Genomic DNA, 22,569 nt, shown 5'->3' on the forward strand with positions numbered 1-22,569 from the left:
TATGATATATAAAAAAAAGACTGATGTAAAGATATATTTACACCTTATTTTGGAAATGCGAAAATAAACCTTAATATAATGAAACTATAATTTTTTACCTATTGTTAAATTAAAGTGAATTTGTATCCATAAAACGAAAAAAACGCTATTCTTTTTGTAGAAATATACAGAAAGGAAGGCGTTATTGTATGAATCTATCGATTCAAGATGAGTTTCATTTGTTGGCTGAAGAACTACAGCGATATCTATCTCCACATATTCTTCAACAACTTGCACAAGAAACAGGTTTTGTAAAACGTAAAAGTAAGTATGGCGCACGAGATTTGGCTGCTTTATGTATCTGGATTAGTCAACAGGTAGCAAGCGATTCTCTTACTCGATTATGTAGCCAGCTTTATGCAAATACAGCTACACTTATGAGTCCAGAAGGACTTAATCAACGTTTTAACCGATGTGCTGTTTTATTTCTACAGCGTGTATTTTCCCTTTTAATCAAAAGCAAACTAAACGATTCGTCTCGAATCTCAAACCAATACACCTCTTATTTTCAACGTATACGTATTTTAGATGCTACTCTTTTTCAAGTACCCAATCATTTAGCTCCTATTTATCCTGGTTCAGGAGGGTGTGCACAAACAGCCGGTATTAAGATTCAACTAGAGTATGATTTACATAGTGGGAAATTCCTCAATTTTCAAATGGAACCAGGTAAAAATAATGATAAAACCTTTGGAACAGAGTGTTTGGATACCTTACGACCAGGAGATTTATGTATTCGAGATTTAGGATACTTTTCTCTAAAAGATTTAGACCAGATGGACCAACGAGGGGTATTCTATGTTTCACGGTTGAAATTAAATAATAGAGTATATGTAAAAAATGAATCTCCAGAATTCTTTCGGGATGGGACAGTAAAAAAGCAATCTTTATATGTTTTACTTAACCTTGAAGATATCATGCATCAGATAAAACCAGGGGACACTTATGAAATTCGGAATGCCTATATTGGACAACAAAAATTACCCTCACGAGTTGTAATATACAGACTTACATCCACTCAAATTCAAAAGCGTAGGAAACAGCAATCTTATGTTGAAAAGAAAAAAGGAGTTACATACTCTGAAAAAAGTAAACGTTTAACAGAAATCAATATTTATATTACCAACATACCATGGGAAATTGTTCCGATGGAACAGATTCATTATATCTACTCACTACGTTGGCAAATAGAGATTGTATTTAAAACATGGAAATCTCTTTTTGGTATCAATCATTGTCACAATATTAAGCGAGAGCGTCTAGAATGTCATCTTTATGGACAGTTAATCGCTATTTTTCTTTGTTCTTCCACTATGTTCAAAATGCGACAGCTGTTACTACAGAAAAAACAAAAAGAATTAAGTGAATATAAAGCAATTTATATGATTCAAGATCATCTGTACTTAGTATATGAAGCTATACAAAAAGACACCCAAGAAGTATCAAAAATTTTCCTTCGTCTGTTTGATCTCTTACAGAAAAACGGACGAAAATCCCATCGATATGAGAAAAAGACAGTCTTTGATATTTTAGGCGTTGTTTATCAGTGCACTGTATCCAATCTAAAGCAGAAAATTGCATAACCTTTAAAAATACACCTTATCAAGGTTTATTTGGAATGCGTATTTTTAAAAACAAATAAACAAAATAGAAAGCATGTAGGCAACAAGAACGGAAGCTCATGGAATACCTATCCTTAGCTTGATGGCGATGGGGTCACAACACCATTTTGGGAAAATTGTACGTTTAGACATATTTTTGACACATTTTAATTAGTTCACTGTTCACTGTTCACTGTTCACTATGTATCTTGTTTTGTTAAATATATTAAACCACCTCCCGATATTCGAGAGATGGTTCATTTTTATTTATTCACAATTCTGTTATAGGAAGTAATGGTTAACACGTAGTAAACAAAATAGATCACACCATACGTTGTCATAGCATAAATAAATGAAATTATGTTTTCCCTTATGTTGTCCACGTCATATTGTAAAACCATTGACATTGTTAACATGCCTGCATTTAATATTCCAACAAGTAAAGGAAGGGCAAATACAAACAAGGTTTGTTTTATTATAGTAGTTCGTATTTCTTTTCTGCTGACACCGATTTTTCGTAAAATCTCATAACGATTTTTATCGGAATGTGCTTCTGTTAGCTGTTTGAAGTAAATAACACTTCCTGTTGCGGCTATTAGAATTAACGCTAAAGAACTGACTATAAATATTTTCATTCCTGTATGTGCTTTTAATTTTTTATACGATTCATAGAACGTATGCATCTGAGTATCTTTTCCAGTTAATTTCATTAATATATCAGATGTTTCCACTGTTGTTTTTTCATCTTCTACTTTATAAGCTTTATATGTGATTGGGCTGACCTGTTTCGCAATACCATTAAATATTTTGTCGTCAACGATGAGATATAAAGGCTCCGGCCCAGGTAGTGTTAGACTTATCGATTTTTTTTCTAACTTGTTGAACTTAAAAGTATGATTTCCTTGAGGTAACTGTATATTCACTTGGCGACCAATAAAATCAGAAGCTGGGTAATCGACGTATTGTTTGAATGCTAGAGATTGCTCACCAGATAGGTTTGGTATATCCCCTAAACTTAGAACTTTTTTCATTTTATTAAATACGTTTTCTGAGATCAAGTTAACAGAAAGATTATCTTTATCTCGGAATGGTGCCGAAGTATTTCCTTTAACTTGAATGACCGGTATATCGATTTGCACTGTAATAGAGTGATCTTTGTCTTTTGAAATAACCCGTTTAATCTGATTGTCAGATGTTTCGCCTTTGGAAAGATGAATATAGCTAAAAGGAGCTATTTCATGAGCATTTTTTTCACCAGTGGAGTATTCATAGAAACTCGCCTGAAGATATGGCAATGCTCCAGTAATTAGCATTGCGATAACTGTAAACATAAGGGCATTTCCTTTTACACGGTACAACAAGTGAGATGTTCCGATAATGTTAGTCCCTTTATAGTATTTCGATTTATTCTTTTGTGCACGTTTTAGTAGATACACAGTCAAAGAACGAAATAATAAATATGTTCCAATCATAATAAGAGGCAGAGAAAGCATTGCCATCTTATTAAACATAAGCCAATAACTACTTATGAGAAAAACAAGGGAAACCAAGGCAGAAACGATAGATGCTTTCGGTACTTGCTCGCCTTTTTTATCTGCTTGAAATAATTCAATTAATTTAAAGCGATAAATTAAAAAATACGATTGAAGTGATGTAAAGATTGTAATGACCGTAAATATAATAGTAGTAGTCATAATTGCTTCCATAGGAATACTAAAACTTACATCGACCGGAGCACCTACGAGTTTAAGGAGCAACATGGTAAATAATCTGGAGAATATGATACCTAATACGAGCCCACATAATAAAGTGATAGCTCCGATAATTACATTTTCAAAAAACAGCATTCTTGCTATAAATCTTTTTCTTACGCCGAGTAGGGAGTACAGACCTACTTCTTTTTTACGTTTTTTCGTAAAAAATGCATTAGAGTATCCAATGAATACCACTACGAATCCGATTATCATGAAATTGGTTTGTGACATGTCAGTATCTATAGCATTAACAGCATTTTTAATTTCTGGGATATGCACTAGCGAATTGAAAGTGTAGAAAATCACAACACTAATTACCATAGAGAAAAAATAAAGAAGGTAGTTGTTTAAACTTCCTTTAATATTTTTTTTGGCTAGACTAAATAACGTCACTTGTACCACCTCCAAAAATCGACAATACATCTAATATTTTTTTGAAAAATTCTTTGCGGGAAGATTTTCCTTTTACTAGTTCGGTAAACAGGGTCCCGTCTTTAATAAAGATCACACGTTTGCAATAGCTAGCTGCAAATGCATCATGTGTTACCATTAAAATGGTGGCTTTATCTTCCTGACTCAAGTCTTGCAAGCTCTCCAATAAGTCTGTTGCAGATTTTGAATCGAGTGCGCCAGTCGGCTCGTCCGCTAATATCAAGCTTGGTTTAGATACCATCGCGCGTGAAGCAGCTGTACGCTGTTTCTGTCCACCTGAAATTTGATATGGGTACTTATCTAAGATAGAACGAATACCAAAACGCTCCGAAATTTCGTTGACTCTGTTCTCTATTTCCTGAACATTCATTTTTGCTAATGCGAGTGGTAGCAAAATATTATCCTTCACTGTTAACGTATCTAACAAATTGTAATCTTGAAAAATGAAACCGAGTTTATCACGACGGAATGTGGATAGTTGTTCTTCTTTCATATTTAGGATGCTTGTCCCGTCAATCAAGATCTCACCGAACGTCGGCTGATCTATGGTCGCCAAAATATTCAAAAGTGTGGACTTCCCGGCACCGGAAGGTCCCATAATTCCAACAAATTCACCTTCGCGAACAGTTAGATCAATACCATGTAATGCAGTAAATATATTTCCTTTTGTCCCATACATTTTTTTAATTTGTTTTGCATCTACTATTGTTTTCATATATATAATTCCTCCATTAAAGAAGTTATTTTCTTCTTACAGGTTATATTCTATATGATGTAACCCTTCAATAACCTTACAGTTTCTTAGGCTAACCTTACAGTTTTGTCACCTTAAAATAAATGTCCCTTCTTTCTTTATTTTTTCCACTATAATGTGATATAGACGATTATGCCATTGTAATTTGGAATAGTCGTATGAGCACATAAGATATAACACAAAATACCTATAATACGAGCTTTTGGGGGAATCACGATGAAAATTATGATTATAGAAGACGAAAGAACCATTAGAGAGATGATGGCAGAAACGATAGAAAAGTGGGGATTTGATACCGTAAAAGTAGAGGATTTTGACCAAGTATTATCGATATTTCTAAAAGAAAATCCTCATCTTGTGTTAATGGATATTAATCTGCCATCATTTGATGGATTTTACTGGTGTAATAAAATTAGGGAATCCTCAAAAACTCCGATTATTTTTCTTTCATCTCGTAACACACCGATGGATATGATTATGGCGATGAATATGGGTGGGGATGATTTCGTTAACAAACCGTTTCACACAGATGTTTTGATGGCAAAAATTAATGCCCTCCTGCGCAGGACGTACACGTATATAGAAGACATAGAGTTAAATATCCTAGAGTATGATGGAATTGTACTTGACCTTAACAGTTACAATGTGTCTTATATGAATGAAACGATTGCGCTATCTAAAAATGAATTTATTATTTTTAACCTCCTCATGCAAAATAAAGGGACAGTCGTAAGCCGGACAAAAATAATGCGCAGCCTTTGGGCTGATGAAAGATTCGTGGACGAAAATACTTTAGCGGTTAATATTGCACGTATACGCAAAAAAATCACTGAACTCGGTAAGGAAGACTTCATTACCACTAAGAAAGGATACGGGTATATCATTGTATGAGTTTTTTTCAATATGTAAAAGATAAACGATTCTTTTTCACACTGTACTTCATCTTGATGCTTTTTGTGTCATTAATTATGGTTGTAAACGATAGCCGGAATCTTGTTATTCGAAACCTATTATATACTCATGTTATTGGTCTCCTATTTATAAGTCTGTATATTACTATCGGATATTATTACCGAAGGTCTTTTTATATGGAAATAAATAATCTAATAAAAAATGAGCAGAAAGATTTCCCTGTAGAAATGCTGAAACCACAAAATTATGATCAAGCTTTATATCTCAAGATGATAAAAAAAATGAATGACAATCATGCTAAGCAGCTTAATAAGTTGCTTGAAGAGAAGGTGGACTATCAAGATTTTATTATGTCATGGATTCATGAGATAAAGCTCCCGATCGCGGCAAGCAGTCTACTTATTGAGAACAGTACGGGAAAAACAGTAGACTTTCTTGCAGATAAGTTTGAAGATGAGCTAAACAAAATTGACAATTATGTAGAGCAGGCTCTTTATTATTCACGAATCGATTCATTTTCTAAAGACTATTTCATTACAGATGTGCAGTTAAATCAAATCGTTAAACAAAGTGTAAAGAAATATGCAAAAATCTTCATTACGAAACGGATTCACTTTCATATGGAAGAAGCACAGCAGTTCGTCCAAAGCGATAGTAAATGGCTTGCATTTATCATAGACCAGATTACAGCCAATGCTTTGAAGTATGTAAATGAAGGCGGGAAAATTTCTGTCCGCTGTGAAGAAGATAGTAGAGAAAAACGATTGCTGATTCAAGATACAGGCATTGGAATCAAGGAAGAAGATATACACCGCGTATTTGAGAGAGGGTTTACCGGTTCGACCGGAAGAATCCATACAAAATCTACGGGAATGGGCCTGCATCTTGCGCAGCAAATGGCTTTAAAATTAGGGCATGATATTTCTATTCAATCTCAAGAAGGAATATATACAAGGGTTATCATCCATTTTCCAAAAACAAGAAATTATCATCAATTCCTGTGAAGCGTAGACCGGAAATACCTTTAGACTACTTTTAAAAAAATATTAAAGTATTCCTATAGTAACTTAGCCTCGATTGAAAAGTATTTTTAATGAAATTTACATTAAAGATTTTTTATAAGTGGTGGTCCATTTCTTAAAAAGTTCATATTCCATATGTATAGAGATTTAGCCCGTATTTTGCTTGACAGCTAAATCTCTTTTTCGTGTACAGAAAATTGTATATTTCTGTACACGTTAATATCGAACCAAAAAACATAGGATTTCTCCTTTTTTGTGTTCAAAAACCTTGTAAACTTATGTATGTTCAGATAAATATACAGAATTAAGTTATTGAACAGCGGGAGATAAAAACTGTATAAAAAAGCCATAAAATAAATAACCGATTTCTTAACGTACAGGGAATCGGTTGATTTCTGTCTAAAATATGTCTAAACGTACAATTTTCCCGAAATGGTATGGTGAGCCCTTATACTCTTGTTTCGTTCTTTTCATTTCTTTAATAATATCCTGAATGGTTTCAGAAGTTACAATGGGATATAAAATATCTTGAATGACGCCATTTGGATTTTCTACAGTTGCTTCTAAAAGATTAATAATATATTTATTTTTTCCTTGAACTCGCTGTAACTCTTCTATCACTTCTGTATGAGTTTTATTTTTCGCCCTATTCCCAAACTTATGAGTCATTTCATCAAGTAGATCTGTTAAATAATCAATCACCTCAGCAAGACGCTGCCAAAATAAAATTGCAAGCAAGGTATAACGAATATGTTTGGGATGAGCACGTAATTCAGTAACCGTCTCAGTAGCTGCACGGAGACTATATTTCGTTATTAATTTAGGGGGGATTTGTTTAAATAAACCCGAAGGAATTTGAAGATGTTGAATGGCCAAAAGTTTTTTAACTTCTAACTCCATTGTATTTACACTTCCTTTGCCTGGTGAAGATAACAATTGCCGAAATGTCAAGATATCGTCTTGTTCCTCAGCATAGTATTCTGATTTCCCCACCTTATGAGATTCTTCATCAAAATGAGAGTGTAGTAAAGCGTCTAATCTGGAACATGCGGTGGGAGATAGTTGCTTGTAAGTGGTTGTATATAAATCTTTTTCAAACATGTCAATGGCAGACTCAATCATTCGTTTTAAGCTTCCTACAGAAGGAGGTTCAACTTTCCACATACGAAATAAACTGTACGCTTGCGTTTGTAAGTGTTCTGTATCATGTGTAGATTGAACTTGTTCTCTTAACCACTCAAAAAAACGTTTCTTATCTTTCGCAGTAAGTTCTCGAAACTCAAATAGATTACGTATTTCTTTTCGATGAGCTGTGTAGCTCCGCTCCTTGCCACCCCAACCGTATGTATCAAAAAAATCAGTAACAGCAGCATCAATTTGATTCGCTACATATTGTACAACAACTGTGGGTACATCATGTTTGTCATTAGGAAATCGAGCTTCTTGTTGAAAGTATTTAAGTAGAATTGCAAAACCTAGCCGGTTAGCATGGGTTCGTTTATTCATGATTAAGTTAATTTCATTTGGGAATAAGGAAAATTGTTGTTCTAGTTCAATTTGGCTCCAGTTTCTTTTCAATGCTTGAACCCCTTTTCTCTATATTGTTTTTAAACAGTATAAACTCCAATATAGGAAATGGACAATTAAAGCTTAAAAACACAAAAAATCCATTATTAGGTAATATTACTGCGGACTAGAGCAGGAACCCTGTCACTAGGCCATTTAGAGGATCAATCCAACATAGGATTAAATGTAGACTATTGTTTGGGTACTTTGTTTTTTAAAAATAATACGGTACGTGAAATTTTTTATAATCTATATTGAAAAAGCCCCCATAGATCTTACACCTATGAGAGCTACCTAAGGGTATTTCGAATTTCGACTCCATTCTATTGTATCAGGCTTTCACCATACACGAGAAACATAATAATCCAAAACCGAAAAATCAAACTAAATGTACTCTTGAAGCCTCCCCAGGGAGAAAGTCTTTCCTCTTGCATTATTATCCCCCTTTGGGGGTAGCGTCAAGAAAATCCGGATTTACAACTTTAAGGAAATTCCAAATTAAAAAGCCCAACTTCTCTGCAAAACAAAATAGAGAAAGTGAGCTTTTCAGTTACTTCATTATTTTTATTTGAACTAATATAAAACTGCTAAGTTGATTTTTTAGCTCAGCTATTTATTGAATTCATTAACTGGAAGAAGTATTCAGGTTTATGAGTCTTATTTAGGTTATACCATGAATGTAATGTGTCGGGTGCAAATACATCTAATTTTTTCAGTACTTCCATCGCAAATTCCAGAGGAGCTATTCCCGATGCAGTAACTAAATTCGCATCAGATACCGCAGATCCCAACTCATAGAACTTTTCTCCTTTATAATTAGGACATACCATTTTAGTGTATTCTAAATTATTACTTGTATGCTTTCTAGTATCTAAGTATCCCATATTCGCAAGGGCCTCAGTTGCACCACAAATTGCAGCAACAATAGTGCCAAGCTTTAAAGCTGGGCCAATTCTTTCCAAGATAGGTTGATGAATTTCTTCACTCCAAGTAGTCCCTCCTGGTAAAATTAAAAGATCTTTACTCTCAAGAGTACATTCATCAAGGGAAATATCTGGTTTTATGCTCAGTCCTCCCATAGTAGTAATCATTTCTTTATTAGCTCCTACTGTAATTACTTTTAAAGGTACTAAATCTTTTTTGAAATATCTTCCTGAGTTTAGTTCAGCAATTAAATATCCATATTCCCAGTCCGACATTGTATTAAATACGTATAGAAAAACTTTTTTTGTTTGCATCAAATAACACCCCAATCACAATTGATATAGATATTATAATATAACTTCCCTGACAGTTAACGTCAGGGAAGTTATCATACTTGATGAAATTTTATTAATTCCGACAGAACTCCAATAATTCTTTTCTTAAGACTTATTGGCTCAATAACTTTAATAGATTTATTGTACGGTAGAAGTAAATAAGGTACATATGTATGTATTATATCTTTTTCAAGAAGAAAAACTGCTTGATTTAAAGTCCGTTCTTGTAAATAATGTCCTAAAAACCAATGTTGGCAAATATCAGCCAATACACTTTTATCCCCACTAATAACCAAAGAAATAATCCCTTCCTTATCTTCTATAGTTGGAAGAAGATTTTTTATAAAAAAGTCACGCGCTGAAAAATTTTCTGGCCGGTTAAACTTATTTTCGGTTAGCATGAGACTTTCAATTCGATCTACTCTAAAACTACGGATATCATTCCTAAGATGACAAAATCCAATCACATACCACTTATTATTCCAATAGATAATTCTGTACGGATCGACCAATCTATCATTTAATTGCTTTTCGCCACTTTTATAGTAAAGAATTTTTACTGAGTACCCGTCAGCTACGGCCTGCTCCAACTCCTTCAAAAAAGGTTCCATAGAGAGTGAACTTAATCGACTTATTACTTCTAGACTAGTTAAATGTTGGTTTATCTTTGCTTCCTGCTCTTGATTTGAGTATTTACTTAGTTTTGAAATGGCCCTATTTAGTGCTTCACCTCCATAATATCCAGCTTCTTCTGCAAAAACAGCAGCGTGAAATAGTGAAGTTTGCTCCTCAAAATCAAAAAAAAGAGGAGCCTCAATAAAATTGTTCAATAAAGTGTATCCACCGTTATGTCCTGGTTCTGAAATTATAGGTACGCCACTTGTTGAAATTGTATCAATATAACGATACACAGTCCTTATATTCATCTCTAACTTTTCTGAAATTTGTTTTGCAGTAATTTTTTCACCTGAACGAAGCATCCATAGAATTGCTAACATATTGTCAATTTTAGGCATATAATTCCACCTCTATATGAAATTTATTTTCTATTATATATTTCCGATTTTTGGTATAATTCATCAACTGTTCCTTTCCGATAGCATTGAAACTTTCTTAACGTTGTTAAAAATAGGGGAATCACAACAATCTTTAAACTCCCATTATAAATAATTAACCTTTTTTCAAAGCGATACGACTTTTTTATAAACAGTACAACTTTATTTCAAGTCTACACCCTTTCCTACTTGCATTTTGGTTCACCAAACCATTCATACATTGCCTGTCGGCTTATAATCCATTCCTTACGCTTCCCTTCAGGATGCAAAAAGTACTTCACTAAACCTTCTTGTAGCATGCGCTCTAAATCATTTATTTGCTTCTCGTTCATTAGAGAGGGGCTATATTTATTCTTAATTGTCTCGCGAGGAATCCCCCAATAAAAAGCTGCTTCAGATGGTGTCATGTATTTATCAATTTCTTTCATGGGAATTCTCCTTTGTTTGTGCTTTTCCTTTTATGTTACAATAAATAAAGAAGGAAATGGACTAGATTTCCTTCTTCTTCAGTCACTCATTAACTAAGCCCTTTGTTTGCTGTTAAGCAAATGAAGGGTTTTTATTTTGCTTGTTTATATTTACTATCTATGACAGCCAAACGGATCAACTTCAGCTTAATATCCTTACTAAGAGAAAGCCATTCAGATGTACCAATTTTCATATCCTTTTCCTCCCCATTCCCTTTTTATACTTCAAGAAAATGAACCCCTTAAAACATTTGTATTTTACACTAATTTAACAACTAGGGAATCCTCATCATATTCATGAATGTGTAAATCATAGCGCATTTCTGTTGCATCCAGTACTTTACAAAACCTCTGATAGTAAGCCGGATTACTTACTTCCATGCCAATTTCTCCATTCTTGAACAGATACTCTAAATCATCAATAATTTCTTTTACTATATTCTCCAATATTTTCACTCCTTATCTTTATAAAATAACCTTGTAAGGTTATTTTATAACAAAACGAACAACCTTACAAGGTTATTCGTTTCTTTTTTCAGATATTTTATAAAAAATTCTTAATAACATCCTTAACTCGCTTTAAACTGCTTATTTTCGCCTATAACACATTTCTTGTTGTTTAGGTCTTATGTCATTCACTTCTAAATAAACATTTGTTATAACGAAATCTGAGAAGCCGTTTTTTGATGAGAGTATGATTCTTTTAATTAATTCCTAAAAATAACAAAAGAGCTGGATTTTCATCACAGCTCATGTATTTATTGGTTCTGTATGTGTACATGTAGGATATTGGGAACAGCCAAAAAACTTATTTCCTGTTTTATTTGAATTACGAACGACTAAATCATGTTTACATGTTGGACATTTCCGTTCTGCAGGTGTTACCCCTTGATATACATCTTCAGCCGAATATTCGGGATTAATTTTATTAATCAGTTTCTGAAGTTCTACACGATCTATTAGTTTTACATTGCAAGCTTCCGCTAATTCTTTTGCTTGTCTTGTATATACACTGTTTGTTACAACCCAGCCCTCATGTGCTTTGTAATAGGCTTGTGCTGCATATATCTCTTGTACGGCACTGATGCCGACTCTATTTTTCATCCCGTAGCGTTTCGCCTGGATTACAATACGATTTTTCCCCTTCAATACCAGATCCGCTCCGAAATCATTTGACTGCTTTGTAACCATCGGTGAGTACCCAAGTTCTCGAAAGAGAGCCTTCAGATACACTTCGAATTGACGTCCATCCATTTTGTCTATATAGCGAATACCGGACTTAGCTATTCGCTTCAGTATTCTTCGCTCCCGAAACTTTCGGTACATAAATTTACAAATACGGAAAAGAACATAAAGGATAAAACCATAAATCAAAATTTGTAATATGTTTGGCATTTCTGGTAGATTAGACACTTCTCTCCACCTCTTTAATTGGTTTTACTTTCTTTGGTTGGGCTGTTTCTTTTGCCTGTTGCTCACTCACTTGTTTCTTCCGGACATCGTTCCAATCTTCTTTTTCATTCTTTGGAATATCCTCTTTAAGATCTACAAAGCATTTCATCGTTTGAATGAAGTCTCTCCCAGCCTTATCATTATCAACTGCCATAATGACCTCTTTAATATCGTGCCCTTCTTTTTTCGCATCCATTAAAGATTCAATCACTGTTTTGGACTTCAAACCATGCATAGAAACCAGGCGAGCGTTTTGGATATTATTTTGTTTAATGCTCCAATGAGATAACATGTCGATTGGATCTTCATAAAAATAGATCTTATCTGGCTTACCCACATCAACCGTAAAACCTGCATTGATTTTTTCATAATTCGGGACGATTTGTTTAAAGCTGCCTCTTTTATTCTCCATTTTTACAGTGCCTTGGCGGTTCATTCCAATGACTTGCCCTTTGCCTCCTTCTTCCCTCCATTTGAACACGACATTATTTTTCTTATCCTGGACGATAAGATCCTTTTTAATCAGCCAGTTCACCAGGCGAGGATCTATTTTCCGCTCATCAATTAAGTATTGCTTGATTTCTGTTTGTTTCGGCACCTCTAAGTGTTTTGGATAACTAAAAGGCTGCTGCTCTTTTTTGCGTTCCTCTTCAGCTTTTGAACGATCAAACTCTTTGTAATCCCCTTTATTGATGTCTAATACAGCTTGCGGAAATGTCATTTCATAGTACATCATCGCAAAGCTAATCGCTCCATAGCCCTTTTCGCCACGACTATTCCAGGCGTATTGATTTCCTTTAACGATGAGACTGTCATGTTCCGTATGACGGTAATAGTTTCCCTCTTTCTTAAACGTTTCTCCCTTTGCTTCCAAATATGAAATCAAGTCAACTTTTCTTGCTTTCATCGCATCCTCCGTACTGACATGTGCCATTACGGAATCCCCCCTTTACTCTATAAAATGAAATAAAAAAGAGGACTATTCCGTTTCCTAGTCCTCTTTTGCTACTTATAGTTGATACATTTCATTTTTATTTGCCGAATAAGAATTTTAATCGCTTCTCCTGTACGCTGTATGATAAACGAGCATCAAATTTCTTCCCGTTTTTGTTCGAGATAAACCCTTTGATCTGATCCGTTACATTCTTCTCTAATAATTTTTTCACATGGTTACTACTTAGATTTTTACCAGAGAATGTACCAAAAATAATGAAGTCACAGCCTTTTTTGTATTTCTCACATAAGTAGTTACTTTTCCCTACAAGAACTCTACTCTTACATAATGGACATTTGCCAATTGTACGATCTTCAGTCGTTGGAAAACGGAATTTCAAACTTCCGTCCGCTTCCATATAGATAGCTGCTGTAAATTCTCCCTTTTCTCCTTGAAAGCCGTTGATAAAATCCGTTGTTTTATACTGAATTAGCTTTTTCATCTGATTACCAGGGATTGCTTTCCCTTTCATCTTGGCTGGTAACATAAAATCACATCCATTTTTATGCTCCGTGCATCCATAAAATGTTTTACGATGAAGCATATCCCCTTTTTTACATTTTGGACATTTACCAAATGACAGCTCCTCTTGTGTTGGGAACTGAAATTTAACTTTCCCTTCATGTAACACTAGATAAGCGGAAAACTCCTTCTCATTGGACTTAAATCCTTTTAAAAGATCTGTTTTCTTATCCTCAAACAGCTTTTTCGCTTGTGCTTCTGGAATCGCTTTTTCTTTAATTTTTTTCGGTAAAGAGATTTCACATTCCGGATAATTACTGCAACCATAGAAATTACCTTTATGAAGGATTTTTCCTTTTCTACAAGGGCATTTGCACACCTCAATTTGCTGATTCCAAGTATTAATAATGCTATCCGACACCTTATCATCCATTGCACCTAATTGTTCCACCGTATCTTTTACAAACGTATTTGTTTTCTCTACAAATTCCTCATATTTCATTTCTTTCTTTTCGATCATGTAGATCATCCCTTCCATTTCAGCCGTATAAGCTGGATTTTTGATTTCATCTACCGGAAAAGCATCTATAAACGCACGACCAATATTAGTTGTTCGAATCTGACTGTTGGTAACATCAATATAGCTTCGCTCTAACAGTTTCGGAATAAACGTTTCTTCCGTTGCGACTGTCCCAATCCGCTTTCCTTTCATAAGTTCTTTCAAATGTTCATCATCCAATTTACGTCCTGCCGTCTCCATAAAGGTTAAAATGGAACTTTCCGTATGAAAGGCTGGTTTCTTTGTTCGAGACTCAATCAAGTCATACTGAACGATTCTGAAAGAATCCCCTTCTCTTAAAATAGGTATCTGAAATGTTTCAACTGATCCTTCTTCTATATCCTCTTGAAACACACTTAGAAACCCTTTCTCTTGTAGGATCTTTTCTTTTGTACTGTATGTGTTTCCCTCTTGATCTATAAAATGTACTTCTCTTACCAAGTAGATTGCTGGTTTCATAAAATTCCCGATAAATCGTTTTACAATTAAGTCATATAACTGTTTTTCTAATGGATCTCGGTTGGTCCCGACATATAATTTTGTTGTTGGGATGATGGCAAAGTGACTACTGACTAATTCATCATTAAATGTAGTGTGTTTTTTTGTAATAGAAGATGGGATTACTTGTTGTACGAGATTTGCATAGGAGCTTTTTTCTAATGCCCCCATTACTTCTTTCACTCGTTCCACTTGTTCTGTAGGTAAGTGCCTAGATGAAGAACGAGGATATGTGATAAAGCCTTCTTCATACAAACTCTGAATATGTTTTTTTGCTGTTTCCGCATTTATCTTCAGTTTGGCGTGAGCATCTTTGTAGATATCCGTTAAGTTATATAGTAATTTTGGTTTCTTTTTTCTCGTACTCTCTTTAAATTCCGTTACGATTACATTCGTTTCTTTCAAGCTATCTCCAAGCTTTTGTAGTGGCGATGGATCTATCAGTTGATCTTCTGTTTTCATTACTGGTGATAAACCATTTTCCGTTAGTAGCTTTAAATTGTAATAGGTTTGTTCTTTATAATTTTGGATAGCGATTTCTCTCTGACGGATTTCATTCAAGATACACATTTGAACACGACCAGAAGCCAATAAGAATTGGTTTCTTGCTAGTTTGGATGTACAGCCCCTTGTAACATTAATCCCTAGAATATAATCCAGGTATTGCCTTGCTTTAGCGGATTGAGCAAGCCCGTCATAGTCTGTTCCTGGTTCTAATCGGTTTAATGCTCCTTCTAATTCTGCGGCCTCATAGGAAGAGATAAAAAGACGAGATTCTCGCTTGTTCACACCTGCATATTCATATAATTCTCGATAGATAAGTTCCCCCTCTCTATCTGCATCACAGGAGTTGACCACATGATCCACATCGGGACGATTTAACAACTTAATTAATATTTGAATTTGTTCTAGACTATCCGATTTCTCTTTATATTCCGGCTCTAAAATAATGGGTAAGTGATCAAATTTAAATTCTTTGTACCTCTCGTCCATCTCCTCCGGATGTTTTAACTCTAATAAATGCCCCCGGCACCAACTAATAATGTAATTTTCATTTTCATAGTATCCGTAATACGGCTTACTACCCGGATATTTTTGTGAGTTTCTAAATCTAGGTGATTTTAATAATTCAACGGCTACCTTCGGCTTTTCCGCAATAAATAATGTTTTTCCCATACGTACTACCTCCTATTAATCTGCAATCTCAGTTTTACGCTTCCACTTCTTATTTCTCCGCTTTTTCATCATTCTGTGACTGAATAATAACAATGTGTTCAAAAAGACTGCTACAAGGAACATACAGCTCGCAAACAGTCATACATTCATGACATTCTCTCCTTTCGTTTTACAAATGAGAAAGAGGGCTTTTCCTTTTACCCTCTTTCATTTCTAGATATAAAAAAATCACTTTCTGTTTTCTCAATTGAGTAACAAAAAATGATTTAATCTGGCGTTCCTGCTATACAATTTTTCATCGTTCCATTTCCATTGTTTCTCTTTTTCTACTTGATTTCTTTGTAATCTTTGACTTGTCTACATTACCTGGATCAATAGGCTCTCGCTCCTTTTCTTTTTCCTTGTTGTTCATTTGTTTTCCGTTTAATGGTTGAAAACTTTTATCTACATCCATTTCATTTGAAGTTGTAGACTGATTCACCGTTATTCCTTCTTTCCCAAGTTTCTCATCCACTTGATTTTCTAATTTTACTACGTGTTCCTGGCTTACCAGCTCATTATCAATCGAAACATATTTCGTTGTATAATACCGCTCTTCAGCTTTTACACGAGTGACAATGCTATCAATATTATCTGGTGTTTCTTCATATTGTGAACGTCTGTATGCTTCGAATTTTTGGCTTAAATCCTTATCTAACGTAGTTGGCTCCTTTTCTTTTGAAGGTTGAATTTGTTGATCTAAAGAGACAATAGGTGCATATCCTTCCTTTTTCATTTCTTTATATATTTCCACTTCTTTTTCATTAAATGAGTAATCTTTTTGTCCCTCCGCTTTATCAACTAAGAGTCCATATCGTTCATCTTTTACGATTTCATCTAGACTCATATTTGCATCTTTTTCATAAACAATAAATGACAAATTTCCTCTTCCATCAAATATAGAGCTTTGAACCTTTTCATATAAATCTGGTTTCAAAATGTTATCTAGATACACATTTTCTCGTTTCCCGTTCTTTTCCATGAGGGAAACATATAAATCGTCCCGATCTGTTTTATCTTGATTCCATACAGACAAATAATTGATATCTTTCGTAACGGCATCCATCATGTGGATTCTTGCCTGCTCTTCATCTTGTATACTGTTTGCTAATACTTCAATTGTAACTAAGTGATTGGGTGTCTCTTTCGGTTTTTCTAATGGATTTTCTTGTGCTTTTTCCATCGGTATTTCTTTGTTATTTCTATAATTCATCACTTCATCTCGTAACGCTTGTTTTACTTCATCCGATAAATACCTTTTCTCGTTTAATACTTGTTCATACGGTGTCTTGTAGTCCCCATCCCCCATATCCAAACGATCCATACTCACAAGCTCCATTCTCCCAAAATCTCTATCTACTTCTTTTGGAATGGCAATATGATAACGGGTTTTATCATATGGTACGTATTCATCCTTTTCTCTTGCTTCCTCTTTTGCTTTTTCAATATTTTTAATGACTTCAGCCATTTTTTCATTGGCCTCTCCAAATGGAATCAACTGACTACCCTTAAAATTTTCGTTTTCGCTCCATTGAATTAACATAGTTGGACGAGTAATTTCATCCTGATTTAATGCTGCATACTTCTCTTGATTTGCCACGTTAAATGCATCAATAAATTCTTTATCACTCAATTTTTCTCCACCTTCTACAGGTTCAAACTCACGGTTCCTATCTGCTTGTTCCCTTAACTCTGCAACAGAAACAAGCTCTTGTGCCGTGTTACTTAAACTCATAAATTCGACCAATAAAATATTTTTTTCACTTTCATTCTGTTCTCTATTTTCATTCTGCTTTTCATTTTCTTTTATTTTAGCCGCTTCATATTTTTCTGTGTTAAATAAAATAGCGTATCGATCATCTTGTTCTAACTCACTTAAAGGAATAAGCATATCTTCTTCACGTACAGTAAATGATTGACTTTCGTTTCTATCAAGGAGAGTATCTTTTACTTTTTCATAAACATCTCCTTTAAAGATATGTTCAATATTAGAAACATCCCTTTCGCCATTATAAAATTCATCACGGTCCAATACGCCCGGATCATAAATTGCCATATGATATACTTCTTTGGTTTCTGCATCCACCATGTGTAATTTTGCAATCTCACCGTCTTTTATATCCTTATCTAGTATTTCAACTGTTACTACATGCTCTTTTCCATTATCAGACACATGTTTTGACATATTATCTACTCCCTTTTCATTCGTTTTTTCTTTTTCCTTTTCTAACATATTTTCAATTGTTTCAATAAATTCAATCGAAGTTTCATGTACTTCTTTCAACAACTTGGTTTTATCTTTCATTTCTTTTCCTTGTGTCCAGCTCGCTAAATATCCTAATGAATATTCGCTTGTATCAATTCCAAAATAAGAAGAAACGGCGTAAGCTGTCATTTCTGCTTGAAACTCTTTTTCTGGTGCTGTGTAATTCATATGTGTCTCTGCTGTATGAAGTTTGGCATGTGCCAATTCATGAAGAAGTGTTTTAACATTTTGTAATTCACTGTTTCTAGGATTCAACGCAACCTCTTTTGTTAAGGTGTAACTAACTCCCTTTGCGACCCCAAGTTCTTGCTTTGGCTCAATAATTTTTAGACCGTTTTTTTCCGCAATGGCTTCCATTCCTTTATACAAACTCTGGTAATCCGTAACGCTCCCTTCTAGCCAACGATTCGGAAAAATACGAGGTAGATCTTCCGCTTTTGCGTTTGTTTGAGACAGGTCAAACACATGACCGACAGCAAAATATAACCGACCTGGTTTCACTTCTACACTTTTAGATTCAATTTGTTTTTTCTCATCTTCGTTTGCCTTTTTAACGGATTTCCATGTCCCTTTTTTGTCCTTAAATCTTGCTACAGTTCGGTTTGGAACAAGAATTTTAATTCCTTTATGTCCTACGCCTGTAACAACAGGGAAGCCCGCTTTTTCCCAAAAAGAAAAAGAGCCCACTGCTTGGGCTCCTGGAAATTGCGCTTGTATTAACGAAACATTTTGTGGTGAATATTTATAAAACTTTGCCATAAACGTTAAATATTCTTTCATATCTTCTGGTGTACGGAAATAGCCTTCTACGTTTTTTTCCATCTTTTTTGTTAAAGCTTGAACTTCTTCTCTTTTTTCTTCCGGTGATTTCTTTTGATACTTATTCTTATAACTTTTACTCATATTCTTCTCCTACACTTTCACTCGCACTTTGTAATTCTTCCATTTCTTCTTCGTTCCATCTCTCCGTTGTATCAAAGAAAAGCGCATGTGTTTTTACGTTAACCGGAACTAACATATTTTCTTGATTCATGACATGGACTGCAAGTTCTTCCTCTTGTTCTCGTGTAATTTTGATTGTTAGTTCTTCATCTTTTACAAGTAAAACAAGTTCACCTTCTCCAACCTCTTTGATGACCCCTAATGCGATATCTTCATGAAATAATAACATCCTTATAACCTCCTGTATTTTTATAAAAAGAAACAATGTAGCTTACGTTACATTGTTCTTTGATTCCTCATGATCTAAACGTTTTTGTCTTGCATGACTAATTCGTTCCGCTACGACTTCTTTTGCTATCTTCACACTTCCCATCTCTTGCTTATCAGTCGTAATAAGACTATCTACGCCCTCTAAAAAGAAATAACCATTTAATAACTCAATTAAAATTTGCGTATTTCTATCCGCACTATTTGCACCAAGACGAATTTTTGTTAGCTCACTTTTTAACACATCATGTAAGTTTTTTGATACCACTTCCGTTACATAATTTAACGACCATTCTGTATTTTTTGCCGCTTCATGCTCCTTGCAAATTCTTCCCATTGCTTCCCCTGTATATCGAATTCCATGTTCCTCCATGTAATCATTTATATAATCCTCTGTCTCTTGATCCATCGTTACCTGTCTTCTAATTGTACTCATTTAATAACCCCTCTCATTTTGGTATGCACTTTCTTTTTGCATGCGCTCATAATACTTTTGGTTCTTCCAACTTTCATATTCACTTTTAAAAGCACGCTCCATCTTTCTCATAGAATACTGAATAGATACATTCTGTTGAAATTTTTGAAACGGCTTTGATTTTTTCATGTGATGGATTCTCTTTTGTTCTTTATCATATGCCTTCATTTCTTGTAAAAAAGCGTTACCCATTCTTTTATACAGATCACTGATTTTATTCGTCTTGTAATTTTCATATTGCTTCTTATCATACTTTCCTTCCCCATATGCTTCTTTAAAAACTTGCACTTCTTTATCTAACTTTTGGAGAAACTGATCGTAATCTTTTTTATGATGGTGTTGAATATACCGACTGCTTAATTCATCAATTTGCGGCTTTAATGGTTGAATCGTATTGTAGCTATATTGCCACTGTCTTTTATCACTTGGTAACTGTTTATAGATTTGTAAAAACAATGGTTTCAAATGTTGATTACGCCAATCAAAAACGGAATCTTCTTTTTTCCTTCCCACCATATTGTTTCGAATCAGATCATTAATTTGTTTTTGTTCCTGCTTGCGATCCAACAAATTATTTACGACTTTACCCTTCATCGCATCTAATGTTTTGGGTTTTCTTTTACCACGTTCTCTCGTTGGAAATGGTTCAACAGTTGCGACATGAATATGAATATTGTCCGTGTTAAAATGAATAGCTGCTGACCAGATTGAACTTTTTTCTATCCCCTCTCTTTTTTGCATTTCCTTCATCGCAAGCCGTGTTACATCCATTAACTTTTTTTCATCCAATGTTTTTGTTTTTGAATCATAAATGCCTTGTTCCTCTAACCAGGGATTATGAAAAGAAATGACATCTTGCCACATGATACTTCCATTTTCATGAGCGGTTTTAAACATTTCCTTTAAGGACTTTTTCTCACTTTCTGTTAAACGATTTGCGTGTTCCGTAAATAGTGCCGATGTCTTTTCTGAATTTCCCATATAGTCTTGATACGTTTCAAACATCTTCGGATTCAGCTTCACTTCACTTTTCGCCTCCTCCCGATCTACATACTCAATATAGTTCTGAAAAGCGTCCGAACTTGGTAACACAAATTTCGTTTTTAAAACAACACCCGGTGTGATGGAAGACTGAACAGGAACGGCATTACTCATTTTCAACATCCTGCATCATCATTTGAATAAACTCATTCATTTTTTCCATTGCACTATAACAATCACTCATCATATGGATGTTCTTTTCAATGAGATTTTCTAATTCCATTTCCCTTTTATTTTGTTGCTGAAAAAATGCCAACATTTCAATTTGAGCTTTCAAAAATTTTTGCCTAGATACTCCTTTCCTTTTTGCTATTTCATCTATTTTCTTTAAGGCAACTGGATCTATATCTCTTATTTTTAGATTCACAATTTCCGCTCCTTTCTGCAATTCTGGGTAGAGATCAAAAAATAGTGAGAAGAGCATAAGGGGTTTTTGCCCCCACCGAGGGTGTGGGGCTAGGCGGAGCCTAGCAAAACGATGGGGGCAAGAAAATCCTCTAGGTGAGTACTCACTGATGACACAAATCCAACTGATGAGTACTCGCTGACGATACAAAAACCACCAGATGAGCACTCACTGAGTACTCAAATTCCACTGGTGAGTACTCACTGACGACATGACTTTTTTCACTTTTTATTAATCTCATGTTCCTTTTGCTCTAACTTTTTGATTTTATCTCGTGCGATTTTTTGTTCTCCTTTAAACAATTCAACGTTCTTTTCTGATGATTTTATTTTTGATTCTAAGGATGCTATTTTTGATTGTGTTTCCGTTTTTTCTGCTTCAGTTTGGTACTTCATTTCATCTTGTAATTCTTTTACCTTTTCATAAACTGTCTTTGCATTTTCTTCTTCCAGTTTGATTGCTTTACCGTAATTTTTGATCTTTGTTTCGATATCCTTTTTGTCTCTTTCTATAAAATCTAGCTCATATGTTTTTTTATCTTCAGCTAACAATTCATCATTTGCTTTTGTTTTACTTTGATCGGTAAAAATCGTCTGAACTAATTTATTCGGACTTTTTGTTGCTGCATTTTCTTCTTCATATTCATTAACATCTTGTGTGAATTTACGAATATCCATTTGTTCTTTTTCACCGTTTTTATTGTAAATATCAAAAGCTAACGCTCCCCAATTCGGAGATAACTCTTTTACTTCTACAACGTATTTTCCGTTCTCTTCATACAATACTTTGACAGGTAACTGAACACCTGGATTTGCTTTTTGCTGTGCCTTAAATGTATATCCTGTTTCCTCATATCCTTCTAATCGAAAGTAAATTTGTATAAAGTTTTTGTGTGGATTGTATTCCCTTTTTTCTACAATCAATTTCCCCATACCCGACAACTTAATTACTTTATTTGTCTCTGTATGGAATAGTTTTTCATCGTTTGGCATATAAATTTTTGATGTCAAGAAAGCGAAAAAACCCAAAAATAGAAAGCTGATAATTGTTAGGTAGACCCACGATTTATTTTTTCTTAGATTAATTCTTTCACTCTTCTTACCAATCGCTCCTATCACACTCTCACCCCAC

Annotated in this window: 18 protein-coding genes and 1 pseudogene; 3 read left to right on the plus strand and 16 right to left on the minus strand. The window is 34.4% G+C overall.

Annotated elements, in window-relative coordinates; all coding sequences use genetic code 11:
* Window positions 1-188 precede the first annotated feature (188 nt).
* Window positions 189-1,622 (plus strand): IS4 family transposase, encoded by a 1,434-nt coding sequence (locus JDS98_RS16205; protein ID WP_199634050.1) that lies wholly within the window; start codon window positions 189-191, stop codon window positions 1,620-1,622.
* 281 nt (window positions 1,623-1,903) lie between these two features.
* Here JDS98_RS16205 and JDS98_RS16210 read toward each other — a convergent pair whose 3' ends face one another.
* Both JDS98_RS16210 and JDS98_RS16215 read right to left on the minus strand, forming a co-directional pair.
* Complete coding sequence (locus tag JDS98_RS16210; protein WP_199634051.1) at window positions 1,904-3,787, minus strand: FtsX-like permease family protein; 1,884 nt, start codon at window positions 3,785-3,787, stop codon at window positions 1,904-1,906.
* On the minus strand, window positions 3,774-4,541 hold the full coding sequence (locus JDS98_RS16215; protein WP_002090193.1) for an ABC transporter ATP-binding protein: 768 nt from the start codon (window positions 4,539-4,541) through the stop codon (window positions 3,774-3,776). The genes JDS98_RS16210 and JDS98_RS16215 overlap by 14 nt, the downstream gene beginning before the upstream one ends.
* 255 nt (window positions 4,542-4,796) lie before the next feature.
* Between JDS98_RS16215 and JDS98_RS16220 the strand changes: the two genes are divergently transcribed.
* On the plus strand, window positions 4,797-5,471 hold the full coding sequence (locus tag JDS98_RS16220) for a response regulator transcription factor (RefSeq protein ID WP_097854044.1): 675 nt from the start codon (window positions 4,797-4,799) through the stop codon (window positions 5,469-5,471).
* Window positions 5,468-6,496, plus strand: a complete 1,029-nt coding sequence (locus JDS98_RS16225) for a sensor histidine kinase (RefSeq protein ID WP_199634052.1) — start codon at window positions 5,468-5,470, stop codon at window positions 6,494-6,496. Before JDS98_RS16220 ends, JDS98_RS16225 begins: the two co-directional genes overlap by 4 nt.
* 453 nt (window positions 6,497-6,949) lie before the next feature.
* Here JDS98_RS16225 and JDS98_RS16230 read toward each other — a convergent pair.
* The 14 genes and pseudogenes from JDS98_RS16230 to JDS98_RS16295 all read right to left on the minus strand — a co-directional run.
* A pseudogene (locus JDS98_RS16230) lies at window positions 6,950-8,092 on the minus strand (DUF4158 domain-containing protein); the annotation flags it as partial.
* 593 nt (window positions 8,093-8,685) lie between these two features.
* Window positions 8,686-9,318: a type 1 glutamine amidotransferase family protein gene (locus JDS98_RS16235; RefSeq protein ID WP_199634053.1), complete on the minus strand. Its 633-nt coding sequence runs from the start codon at window positions 9,316-9,318 to the stop codon at window positions 8,686-8,688.
* A 74-nt stretch (window positions 9,319-9,392) separates the two neighbouring features.
* Window positions 9,393-10,355, minus strand: a complete 963-nt coding sequence (locus JDS98_RS16240; protein ID WP_199634054.1) for a helix-turn-helix transcriptional regulator — start codon at window positions 10,353-10,355, stop codon at window positions 9,393-9,395.
* Window positions 10,356-10,579: 224 nt separating this feature from the next.
* Window positions 10,580-10,822, minus strand: a complete 243-nt coding sequence (locus JDS98_RS16245) for a helix-turn-helix domain-containing protein (protein ID WP_199634055.1) — start codon at window positions 10,820-10,822, stop codon at window positions 10,580-10,582.
* Window positions 10,823-11,119: 297 nt separating this feature from the next.
* Window positions 11,120-11,308 (minus strand): hypothetical protein, encoded by a 189-nt coding sequence (locus JDS98_RS16250; RefSeq protein WP_199634056.1) that lies wholly within the window; start codon window positions 11,306-11,308, stop codon window positions 11,120-11,122.
* A gap of 303 nt (window positions 11,309-11,611) precedes the next feature.
* The gene (locus JDS98_RS16255) at window positions 11,612-12,274 is read right to left on the minus strand and encodes a restriction endonuclease (protein WP_199634057.1); all 663 of its coding nucleotides are present in this window, start codon (window positions 12,272-12,274) and stop codon (window positions 11,612-11,614) included.
* Window positions 12,267-13,247: a DUF3991 and TOPRIM domain-containing protein gene (locus tag JDS98_RS16260; protein ID WP_199634058.1), complete on the minus strand. Its 981-nt coding sequence runs from the start codon at window positions 13,245-13,247 to the stop codon at window positions 12,267-12,269. The genes JDS98_RS16255 and JDS98_RS16260 overlap by 8 nt, the downstream gene beginning before the upstream one ends.
* A gap of 97 nt (window positions 13,248-13,344) precedes the next feature.
* The gene (locus tag JDS98_RS16265) at window positions 13,345-16,002 is read right to left on the minus strand and encodes a type IA DNA topoisomerase (protein ID WP_199634059.1); all 2,658 of its coding nucleotides are present in this window, start codon (window positions 16,000-16,002) and stop codon (window positions 13,345-13,347) included.
* 295 nt (window positions 16,003-16,297) lie between these two features.
* Window positions 16,298-19,210: an LPD25 domain-containing protein gene (locus tag JDS98_RS16270; RefSeq protein WP_199634060.1), complete on the minus strand. Its 2,913-nt coding sequence runs from the start codon at window positions 19,208-19,210 to the stop codon at window positions 16,298-16,300.
* A complete protein-coding gene (locus JDS98_RS16275) occupies window positions 19,203-19,478 on the minus strand; it encodes a hypothetical protein (RefSeq protein ID WP_199634061.1) in 276 nt (91 codons plus the stop codon). Before JDS98_RS16275 ends, JDS98_RS16270 begins: the two co-directional genes overlap by 8 nt.
* 42 nt (window positions 19,479-19,520) lie before the next feature.
* Window positions 19,521-19,952, minus strand: coding sequence for a hypothetical protein (locus tag JDS98_RS16280; protein ID WP_199634062.1), 432 nt, complete (start codon window positions 19,950-19,952; stop codon window positions 19,521-19,523).
* A complete protein-coding gene (gene mobP2 / locus JDS98_RS16285) occupies window positions 19,953-21,146 on the minus strand; it encodes a MobP2 family relaxase (protein WP_199634063.1) in 1,194 nt (397 codons plus the stop codon).
* A complete protein-coding gene (locus JDS98_RS16290; RefSeq protein ID WP_002094785.1) occupies window positions 21,139-21,399 on the minus strand; it encodes a hypothetical protein in 261 nt (86 codons plus the stop codon). Before JDS98_RS16290 ends, mobP2 begins: the two co-directional genes overlap by 8 nt.
* Before the next feature lie 260 nt (window positions 21,400-21,659).
* Complete coding sequence (locus JDS98_RS16295) at window positions 21,660-22,556, minus strand: hypothetical protein (protein WP_199634064.1); 897 nt, start codon at window positions 22,554-22,556, stop codon at window positions 21,660-21,662.
* Window positions 22,557-22,569 lie beyond the last annotated feature (13 nt).

It is taken from the genome of Bacillus cereus group sp. N11, assembly GCF_016483605.1.
In the GTDB taxonomy this organism is placed as follows: Bacteria; Bacillota; Bacilli; order Bacillales; family Bacillaceae_G; genus Bacillus_A; species Bacillus_A toyonensis.

Excerpts from the sequence above, each read along its gene's own strand:
- JDS98_RS16270 (WP_199634060.1), bottom strand. The coding sequence starts at position 19,210 with ATGAGTAAAAGTTATAAGAATAAGTATCAAAAGAAATCACCGGAAGAA.
- JDS98_RS16220 (WP_097854044.1), top strand. The coding sequence starts at position 4,797 with ATGAAAATTATGATTATAGAAGACGAAAGAACCATTAGAGAGATGATG.
- JDS98_RS16260 (WP_199634058.1), bottom strand. The coding sequence starts at position 13,247 with ATGGCACATGTCAGTACGGAGGATGCGATGAAAGCAAGAAAAGTTGAC.
- JDS98_RS16265 (WP_199634059.1), bottom strand. The coding sequence starts at position 16,002 with ATGGGAAAAACATTATTTATTGCGGAAAAGCCGAAGGTAGCCGTTGAA.
- JDS98_RS16275 (WP_199634061.1), bottom strand. The coding sequence starts at position 19,478 with ATGTTATTATTTCATGAAGATATCGCATTAGGGGTCATCAAAGAGGTT.
- JDS98_RS16205 (WP_199634050.1), top strand. The coding sequence starts at position 189 with ATGAATCTATCGATTCAAGATGAGTTTCATTTGTTGGCTGAAGAACTA.
- JDS98_RS16245 (WP_199634055.1), bottom strand. The coding sequence starts at position 10,822 with ATGAAAGAAATTGATAAATACATGACACCATCTGAAGCAGCTTTTTAT.
- JDS98_RS16235 (WP_199634053.1), bottom strand. The coding sequence starts at position 9,318 with ATGCAAACAAAAAAAGTTTTTCTATACGTATTTAATACAATGTCGGAC.
- JDS98_RS16240 (WP_199634054.1), bottom strand. The coding sequence starts at position 10,355 with ATGCCTAAAATTGACAATATGTTAGCAATTCTATGGATGCTTCGTTCA.
- JDS98_RS16215 (WP_002090193.1), bottom strand. The coding sequence starts at position 4,541 with ATGAAAACAATAGTAGATGCAAAACAAATTAAAAAAATGTATGGGACA.
- JDS98_RS16225 (WP_199634052.1), top strand. The coding sequence starts at position 5,468 with ATGAGTTTTTTTCAATATGTAAAAGATAAACGATTCTTTTTCACACTG.
- mobP2 (WP_199634063.1), bottom strand. The coding sequence starts at position 21,146 with ATGAGTAATGCCGTTCCTGTTCAGTCTTCCATCACACCGGGTGTTGTT.
- JDS98_RS16280 (WP_199634062.1), bottom strand. The coding sequence starts at position 19,952 with ATGAGTACAATTAGAAGACAGGTAACGATGGATCAAGAGACAGAGGAT.